The organism is Hydrogenimonas sp. (assembly GCF_029933015.1).
Taxonomy (GTDB): Bacteria; Campylobacterota; Campylobacteria; order Campylobacterales; family Hydrogenimonadaceae; genus Hydrogenimonas.
Genome location: NZ_JAOZOZ010000002.1, coordinates 1 through 8,782, shown reverse-complemented (window position 1 = coordinate 8,782; position 8,782 = coordinate 1). Strand labels below are relative to the sequence as shown.

The window sequence follows — 8,782 nt, the reverse complement described above, 5'->3', positions numbered from 1 at the left end:
GGTTCTTCGGCAACAGCCGAAGGCCATGCCAAATTGCGGAAGAAGCAATGTCGTGAAAAAAGTGAAGCGTGAACCCCCGAAAACATCGGTCAAAGCTTTTTTAATGACCCGTTTTTACCTAAACCATACTCATATTAAAGCATATCAATGAATCTCAACGAATTCCTCTGGGAACTCCTCTCCGTCATCTTCGTGACCGCTGTGGTCATCGTTTTCACCCTCTATTATCAAAAGAAATTCGACAGAGACGAATAGGGTATAATCTTTCCAAAAAATCAGGAAGTCGATATGCTCAAAGACAGCCTACTGGGCTTTTTCAAAAAAGAGTCATCCACCGGCATTCTGCTGATGCTGATGACGATCGCCGCCATGATCGTCGCCAACTCCCCGCTCAAAGCCTATTACGACGCCTTCACCGAAATTCCGGTGGTTGTCAGTATCGGCACCCTGACCATCGCGAAACCGCTGCTTCTTTGGATCAACGACGGTCTCATGGCGATCTTCTTTTTCATGGTGGGTCTGGAGATCAAGCGGGAAGTGGTCGAGGGAGAGCTTCGTGACCCCAAAAAGATCGCCGTACCGGCTTTCGCAGCCTTCGGAGGCATGGCCGTTCCCGCACTCATCTATACCTTTTTCAATGCCGACAATCCGGCCGCCATGCAGGGATGGGCCATCCCCACCGCCACCGATATCGCCTTCGCCCTGGGGATTCTCTCGCTTCTGGGCAACAGAGTTCCGCCCGTCCTGAAACTCTTTCTGCTGACATTGGCTATCATCGACGACCTTGGCGCCATCGTCATCATCGCCCTCTTCTACACCTCGGGGCTCTCCCATCTGGCTCTGGGCATCGTCGCGACGACCGTTTTCATCCTCTTCATGATGAACCGCCAGGGCATCGTCAACAACACCGCCTACGTACTCGTCGGTATCGTGATGTGGGTCGCCATGCTCAAATCGGGCGTCCACGCGACGCTGGCGGGTGTGATCCTGGGCCTCTTCATCCCTATCAAAAACAACAAGGCCAGCTTCCACGCCCTGGAACACTCTCTCCACGGTCCCGTCAACCACGTGATCCTCCCCCTTTTCGCATTCGTCAATACCGGTATCAACTTCTCCAACGTTTCGGCGAAAGAGTTCATCGACTCGGTCACCGTCGGTATCACTCTGGGGCTTTTCCTGGGCAAACAGATCGGAATCTTCGCGTTCAGCTATCTGGCCATCTTCCTGAAGCTGGGCTCGCTGCCCAAAGGTGTCAACTGGAAACACCTCTACGGTCTTTCGGTTCTGGGAGGCGTGGGGTTCACGATGAGTCTTTTCATCGGTTCTTTGGCATTCGAATGTTCGGGACTCTCCTGCATCCCTCTGGTGGATGAGAGAATGGGGATACTGATCGGATCGTTCCTCTCGGGGATTTTGGGATATGCCGTGCTTCTGTGGGTGGCGGGCAAAGAAAGGAAGGATTAGCGAAGCGCCTCCTCCGCCCGTTCGATCAGATCGGCCATACTGAAACGGATGACAGCGTCGTCGAGTCCGATCAGCCTGGGCACCACTTCGAGAAGAAAGTGAAATATGAAGAGCATCGGCGCGAAGATATAGAGTTCGCGCATGAAACTTCGGATCGTGTAACGCTTTTTCAGCCAGGCCACCGCTTCGGGGCGCCCATGCAAAAGCAGCAGTCCCTGAATCGCGAAGACGAAACCCCAGCAGATATAGGTCAGAATCGACCCGATCACCAGCACGTATCCCCAGAACTCCAGACTGCTCATGACGCCTCCGTCAGCCCGTAGAGGCGCAACAGGGCTTTGGGGTCGGGATCACGGCCCAGCCAGGCGCGATAGAGCCTGTCCATCGGCTCGCTGGCGCCCTTTTCCAGGATATGTCGCCTGTAGCCGTCGGTCATCTCTTTCTCGATGCGTCCCCTCTCGTAACAGGCGAAGAAGGCGTCGGCGCTCAACACTTCGGCCCACTTGTAGCTGTAGTACCCGGCGGCATACCCTCCTCCGAAAATATGGGCGAAGCCCCACTGGAAGCGGTTGTAGCTCGGAGGTTTGACGGGTGAAAGCCTCTCGCGCAGTGAATCGAGCAGCTTCTGGACCTCTTCGCCCTGGTAGAGTCTCTGGTGCAGTTTGAAATCGAAGAGGGCGAACTCGATCTGGCGCAGCATACCCATCGCCGCCAGGAAGTTTTTGCTCCGTTTGATCTTTTCGGCGAGGTCGGCGGGCAGCGGTTCGCCGGTTTCATGATGTCGCGCGAAACGGTCGAGCACATCCTTCTCGTAGGCGAAATTTTCCAGAAACTGGGAAGGAAACTCCACCACGTCCCAGGCGACGCCGTGGATGCCGCTGACGAACCGCTCCTTCACCCTGCTGAAGAGGTGGTGGATGGCGTGTCCCATCTCGTGAAAGAGCGTCACGACATCGTCGTGGCGAAGCAGCGAAGGGACCTCCTTCGTCGAAGGCGGAAAGTTGCACACGACGAATGCCGAAGCGGGATGTTCTCTGCCCTTTTCGTCTTCGTGGTGGGTCTGCCAGTCGTTCATCCATGCCCCGCCCCGCTTGTTCTTTCGTGCCTCGAGGTCGAAATAGATGCGTGCGAAACTCTCTCCATCCTCCTGCAGATCGAAAACTCTCACCTTCTCGTTCCATACCGGCACCTTCGTTTCCACAAAAGAGATGCCGAAGAGTTCCGCGACGAAGTCGAGGAGTCCCTGCAATACCCTATCCTGCTCGAAATAGGGACGGGTCGTCTCGTCGTCGAAATCGAGCTCGGCCCTTTTGAGTTTTTCACTGTAGTAGGCTACGTCGTAACTCTGAAGCTCTTCGATTCCATCCTCTTTCGCCATCTCCCTCAGTTTTTCGACCTCGTTATCCACATGTTCGAGAGAGGCCTCGGCGAGCTCCTCGAGAAATCCGACGACCGCGTCGTCGTCGGGTGCCATCTTGGTGGCCAGCGAAAGTTCGCTGAAGTGGTCGAATCCGAGGATTTTGGCCTTTTCGTCTCTGAGCCTCAGAATCTCGTCGATCACCTCCGCGTTTTGGGGTGCACGGGTCACGTAGGCTCTGTAGAGCTCTTCTCTCAGGGCCCTGTTGGGGCCGTAACTCATGTAGGCCATGTAGCTGGGGATCTGCAGCGTGAATCTCCAGACCGTTTTCCCGTCTCTCTCCTCCCTCGCCAGCTCCAGGTCGCTTTCGGGGATTCCCTCCACGTCTTTCGGATCCTCGACGATCAGTTCGTAGGCGTTGGTGGCGTCCAGAAGATTCTGGGAGAAACGGTTGGAAAGCTCACTGAGCTTCAGATCGATCTCCTCGAGGCGCTTCTTCTCCTTTTCGGGCAGATCGACACCCGATAGCCTGAAATCGCGCAGCTCCAGACGCACGACCTCTTTCTGGGCCGTATCTTCCCCTGTTATCTGCGAGAAAACCTCGAAGAGTTCCCTGTTTTGCGAAAGTCTGGTGTGGTAGTGCGAAAGCAACGGCAGCGAGGCTTCGTAGGCCTTCTGAGTCTTTTCGGAGTTTTCCACGCTGTTGAGATGCGAAAGCGGCGTGAAAAAGAGATCGACCTTTTCGAAGGTCTCCATGTAGGGACGGACGAAATTCCCATAGGATTTTTCAGGACTTTTCAAAAGCTCGCCGATTGCGGCTTCGTTCTCCTCAAGCAGCCTTTTCAGCTCGTCGGCGAAACGTTCGTAGTCGGGTGTTTCAAAGGATGCGAACATACTCTACTCTCTTCTTCTGATTTTTTCGGAATTATATCCGAATTACGCTATTTTCGATATAATCACCCCAAATTGTTCCGAGGAGTCGAAAAGATGAAAGTATTGTTGATAAAAGATGTGAAAAGTCTGGGAAAAGCGGGAGAGATCAAAGAGGTCAAGGACGGTTACGGAAAAAACTTCCTGGTCGCCAAAGGCTTCGCCAAAGTGGCCACCGACGAAGTGATCGCCGAGTGGCAGGCGGAGCAGAAACGCAAAGCGGAGGAGGAAGCCGCGGAGATCGCACGCCTGGAAGAGCTGAAAAAGAGACTCGAAAGTGTACATCCGGTGATCAGAAAGAAGCTTGGGGCCAACGGATCGCTCTTTGGCGCCATCACCAACCACGACGTCGCCGACGCCCTGAAGGAGATGGGACTGGAGGTGGACAAGAAGCACATCCATCTCGACCACGCCATCAAGGCCACGGGCGAGTACGAAGCCGACGTGAAGCTGGGTCACGGCATCCACGCCAAACTGAAATTCGAAGTGGCCGGAGAGTAAGCCGATGTTCGAAGCGACGACCATACTGGCCTATCGGGCCGACGACTACGCCGTCATCGGCGGCGACGGACAGGTGACCTTCGGCAACGCCGTCCTCAAAGGCAACGCCACGAAGATCCGAACCCTCTACAACGGCCAGGTGCTGGCCGGATTCGCTGGAAGCACCGCCGATGCCTTCAACCTTTTCGACATGTTCGAGGGATTCCTGCAGAGCCGCAAGGGCGACCTGCTCAAAGCGGTGATCGACTTCTCCAAAGCGTGGCGCAAGGACAAGGTGCTGCGCAGGCTGGAGGCGATGATGATCGTGCTCAACAACGACCACATCTTCATTCTCAGCGGCACCGGCGACGTCGTCGAGCCCGAAGACGGCCGCATCGCCGCCATCGGAAGCGGCGGCAACTTCGCCATCTCCGCGGCGCGCGCCCTGGCCAGACACGCCGACATGGATCCCAAGGCCCTGATCGAGGAGAGCCTCCACATCGCCGCGGATCTGTGCATCTACACCAACCACAACATCAAGACACTGGAACTGAAGAAATGAACCGAAACGACGCCAACACCATGACACCCAAAGAGATCGTCGCCTACCTGGACAACTACGTCATCGGCCAGGAGAAAGCGAAAAAGACGATCGCCGTGGCGCTTCGCAACCGCTTCCGGCGGATGCGCCTGCCCAAAGAGATCCAGGACGAGATCATGCCCAAAAACATCCTGATGATCGGATCGACGGGGGTCGGAAAGACCGAGATCGCGCGACGCCTGGCCAAGATGATGGGCTTTCCCTTCGTCAAGGTCGAAGCGAGCAAATACACCGAAGTCGGCTTCGTGGGCCGCGACGTCGAGTCGATGATCCGCGACCTGGTCGCCACCTCCGTCAACCTGGTCACCCAGGAGCAAAAAGAACTCAAGTCCGGCGAGATCGACGAGTATGTCGAGAAGATGATCATCGAAAAACTCCTGCCGCCCCTTCCCAAAAACGCGCCGGAGAACAAACAGGCCGAATACCGAAGCAGTTTCGAACGGATGCGGGAAAAGCTCAAAAAAGGGGAGCTGGACAACCTGAAGATCGAGGTGGAGATGCCCTCTCCGAAATTCGAGATGGCCGACAGCGGCATGCCGCCGGAGATGAGCAAGGTCCAGGAGTCTCTGGCCAAAGTCTTCGGTTCGCTGGGCCGTGAAAACAAGAAGGAGGTCACGGTCAAGGAGGCCAGAAACATTCTGCGCCAGGCCGCCAGCGAGAGGCTTCTGGACGAGGAGCAGATCAAACAGGAGGCTCTCAGACGCGCCCAGGAGGGAGGAATCATCTTTCTCGACGAGATCGACAAGATCGCCGTCTCCAGCCAGAACAGCGGACGCCAGGATCCCAGCAAAGAGGGGGTCCAACGCGATCTGTTGCCGATCGTCGAGGGCAGCACCGTCAATACCAAATGGGGACCTGTAGATACCGACCACATCCTTTTCATCGCCGCAGGTGCCTTCCATGTGAGCAAACCCAGCGACCTGATACCCGAACTGCAGGGACGCTTTCCCCTGCGGGTGGAGCTCGACAGCCTCACCGAAGAGGCGCTCTACGAAATCCTCACCAAACCGAAAAACTCCCTGATCAAACAATACCAGGCACTGCTGAGTGTCGAAGGGATGGAACTGGTTTTCGAAGACGAGGCTCTCAAGGCGATCGCACGGCTCAGCTTCCAGGCCAACGAACGCACCGAAGATATCGGCGCCAGACGTCTGCATACGGTCATCGAAAAGGTCCTGGAGGAGATCAGTTTCGAGGCGGACGAGTACGAAGGCAAAACATTCACGATTACGGCCGATTATGTACACGGTAAACTCGATTCCATCGTAGAGGACGAAGATATTGCGCGCTACATCCTCTGAGTGCCCGACAAAAGCGGGTTTCGTCGCCGTCGTCGGCCGTCCCAACGCCGGAAAGAGCACGCTTTTGAACTGGCTGGTGGGCGAAAAACTCGCGATGGTGAGCAAAAAGGCACAGGCCACCAGAAAGCGCATGAACATCATCGTCATGCACGACAACGCCCAGATCATCTTCGTCGATACGCCCGGCATCCACGAAAAGGAGAGGCTGCTCAACCAGTTCATGCTCTCCGAAGCGATCAAGGCGATCGGCGACTGTGACCTCGTTCTTTTTCTCGCGCCGGCCAAAGACCGGTTGGAGCATTACGAAAAGTTTCTCAAGCTCAATGCGAAAAACCGGCCGCACATCGTGGTCTTGACGAAGATCGACGAAGTGAGCCAGGAGAAGCTGCTCAAGAAGATCGCGGAGTACCAGAAATATCAGGAGAACTTTCTGGCCCTGGTTCCCGTATCGGTCACGAAGGAGATAGGCAGGGAGCGGCTGCTGGACGAGATCACAACCCACCTGCCCTGCTCTCCCTGGCTCTACGATCCGGAACTGATGACGACGACGAATATCCGTGAGATCTACAAAGAGATGATCCGCGAGTCGATTTTCGACAATCTCAGCGACGAGATCCCCTACGAAACGGACGTCATCATCGAGAAGATCGAGGAGCTCCCGAACCTGGACAGAGTCCAGGCGACGATCATCACCGAAAAGAAGAGCCAGAAGATGATCCTCGTCGGCAAAGGCGGATCGACGATCAAGCGGATCGGCAGGGACGCCCGGCTGAAGATGGAACGCTTCGCGGGAAAAAAGATCTTTCTCGAGCTTTTCGTTTCGGTCAAGAGCGGTTGGTCGAAAAACAAGAAATCGCTTTCGGAGATCGGTTACAGCTTCGAATAGAGCCGGGAGGTGTACACAAATATCCGGATTTTGCCGATACTTAAACAGGGATACCTAATCCGCTGCGTAAAACGCGAATTTATATTTAAGTTTTACTGGGTTAGAATAAATATCAAGTTATAACGATTGACTTAAAAAGAGGCTCTCAATGTTCACAAGATCGCAGACCATGGTAGATCAGGGAAATCCGAATCTTCAGAAAATCATTTCGATCAATGCATACAAAAACGAATATTACCAGTTTCAGAACAATGCATTGCAAAAAATCGAAAAGCTGTCATACGACAAAAGAAATTTCGTCGTATCCACACTCGACGCCAAAGATTTCATCTCCTCTCTCATCGAAATCAGCGTCAATATTCCGCCCGAAGATCTTCAGGACGCCATCGAACTGAAAGCGTACGACGATCTGGGACTGGACCAGGCCGTCGAATATGTGATCCGATTCATCGAGGCACCGGAACGCAAGACCGACAAACTCCGCTATTTTCACGTTTTCGTAGCCGAACCGGAGGTTCTGCACGAAACCTTCGATTCGGTCAGAGAACAGGTCAAATATATCGACTACATCTATCCCAAACCCTATCTGATCCAGAACATTTACGAAAAAGACATCCTCGATGCCTACGGTGTGCACGGATTTCTTTACTTCCAGAAAGAGGATGCCTTTCTCGCCCTTTTCAAAGACGGAGAATACCTCTACTCGAAATCTCTGAAATACTCGTTTGAAAACATCTACGAACGTTTCTGCGAACTCTACGGAGAGAGAGTCGACGAAGAGGCGTTCTACGACATGCTTCAGAACGAAGGTCTGAAAACGTCGAATTTCGACTACCAAGACCAGCTGATGAAGCTCTTCAGCGAAATCTTCCTCTATGTCAACGATATCCTGATCTACGCGAAAAGAGCCTTCGATATCGAAAAGATCGATATGTTCTATGCCGGCTCGGAGAGCGGACCGATCCTCGGGCTCAACGAATACGCCCACACCTATCTGGGTATCGAATCCAACGATTTCGACTTCGACTACGAAATGGAGAAGGGGGAGTGGTATATCGACCAGTTCCACTATCTCAGCGTTCTCGAAGCGATCAAAGATATCGAAGGCGAGGAGAGTCCCAACTTCACACTCTTCTTCCGCCCTCCGCCGTTCGTCGCCAGAAGAAGCGGTCAGTTCATCATCACCACGATCGCGACGGTCGTGCTGGCTCTCTCGCTTCCCGTTTACAACTATACCTACGACACCTATGTCAAAATCGTCAACGAAAAACTGACGAAAGAGGAGAAACAGCTCAACGAACTGGTCACCTCGATCAAGAGGGAGATCAGTTCGTTGGAAGCGAAAAAGAAAGATGTTCTGGCGAAAATCAAAGCGGAAAAAGATCTTTTCGAGAAGAAAAAGAAGATCCTTTCCGCCATTTACGACAAAAAAGTCAACTATCCAATGAAAGCCAAAACCATCGTCAGTTTCGGCAACGACATGAGCAAGTTCAACGTAAAGGTGACGAAAATCATCGACGAGGACAACTCCTTTACGTTGTCGCTCTACTCGACGAGCGAAAAGAAGATCACGCAATTCATCAAATATCTGACCGATAAGTATGAGAGGAAAATCCATACGGATATCGAAAAAATCTACAAAGATGAAAAAACCGGTATCTATCAAGGCGATTTAAAGGTGACAGTATTATGAAAATCATTGAAGATCTGCTGGAAAAGCTGGACAACTATTTCGAAGAGAAGAAAGAGAGTGAGTTCTATCT

Annotated in this window: 8 protein-coding genes; 6 read left to right on the top strand and 2 right to left on the bottom strand. The window is 53.4% G+C overall.

What is annotated here, in order from left to right; genetic code table 11:
• Positions 1-288: 288 nt before the first annotated feature.
• Positions 289-1,464, top strand: a complete 1,176-nt coding sequence (gene nhaA, locus Q1K23_RS00305; protein WP_300360907.1) for a Na+/H+ antiporter NhaA — start codon at positions 289-291, stop codon at positions 1,462-1,464.
• Here the strand turns inward: nhaA and Q1K23_RS00300 are convergent.
• Positions 1,461-1,766, bottom strand: a complete 306-nt coding sequence (locus Q1K23_RS00300; RefSeq protein ID WP_300360905.1) for a hypothetical protein — start codon at positions 1,764-1,766, stop codon at positions 1,461-1,463. The two genes, nhaA and Q1K23_RS00300, sit on opposite strands and share 4 nt — an antisense overlap.
• Positions 1,763-3,715 carry a M3 family metallopeptidase gene (locus Q1K23_RS00295; RefSeq protein WP_300360902.1) on the bottom strand — a complete coding sequence of 651 codons (1,953 nt, stop codon included), beginning with the start codon at positions 3,713-3,715 and terminating at the stop codon, positions 1,763-1,765. The genes Q1K23_RS00300 and Q1K23_RS00295 overlap by 4 nt, the downstream gene beginning before the upstream one ends.
• 93 nt (positions 3,716-3,808) lie before the next feature.
• Here Q1K23_RS00295 and rplI point away from each other — a divergent pair, with 93 nt between their 5' ends.
• The 5 genes from rplI (at position 3,809) to Q1K23_RS00270 (ending at position 8,712) form a co-directional block, all read left to right on the top strand.
• A complete protein-coding gene (rplI, locus tag Q1K23_RS00290; RefSeq protein ID WP_300360899.1) occupies positions 3,809-4,252 on the top strand; it encodes a 50S ribosomal protein L9 in 444 nt (147 codons plus the stop codon).
• Between the two features lie 4 nt (positions 4,253-4,256).
• Complete coding sequence (gene hslV, locus Q1K23_RS00285) at positions 4,257-4,793, top strand: ATP-dependent protease subunit HslV (RefSeq protein WP_300360897.1); 537 nt, start codon at positions 4,257-4,259, stop codon at positions 4,791-4,793.
• 20 nt (positions 4,794-4,813) lie between these two features.
• Positions 4,814-6,133: an HslU--HslV peptidase ATPase subunit gene (gene hslU, locus Q1K23_RS00280; protein WP_300361016.1), complete on the top strand. Its 1,320-nt coding sequence runs from the start codon at positions 4,814-4,816 to the stop codon at positions 6,131-6,133.
• Entirely contained in the window at positions 6,114-7,019 is a 906-nt protein-coding gene (gene era / locus Q1K23_RS00275; protein WP_300360895.1) for a GTPase Era, read from the top strand. Before hslU ends, era begins: the two co-directional genes overlap by 20 nt.
• A 169-nt stretch (positions 7,020-7,188) precedes the next feature.
• Entirely contained in the window at positions 7,189-8,712 is a 1,524-nt protein-coding gene (locus Q1K23_RS00270) for a hypothetical protein (RefSeq protein ID WP_300360893.1), read from the top strand.
• Positions 8,713-8,782: the final 70 nt, after the last annotated feature.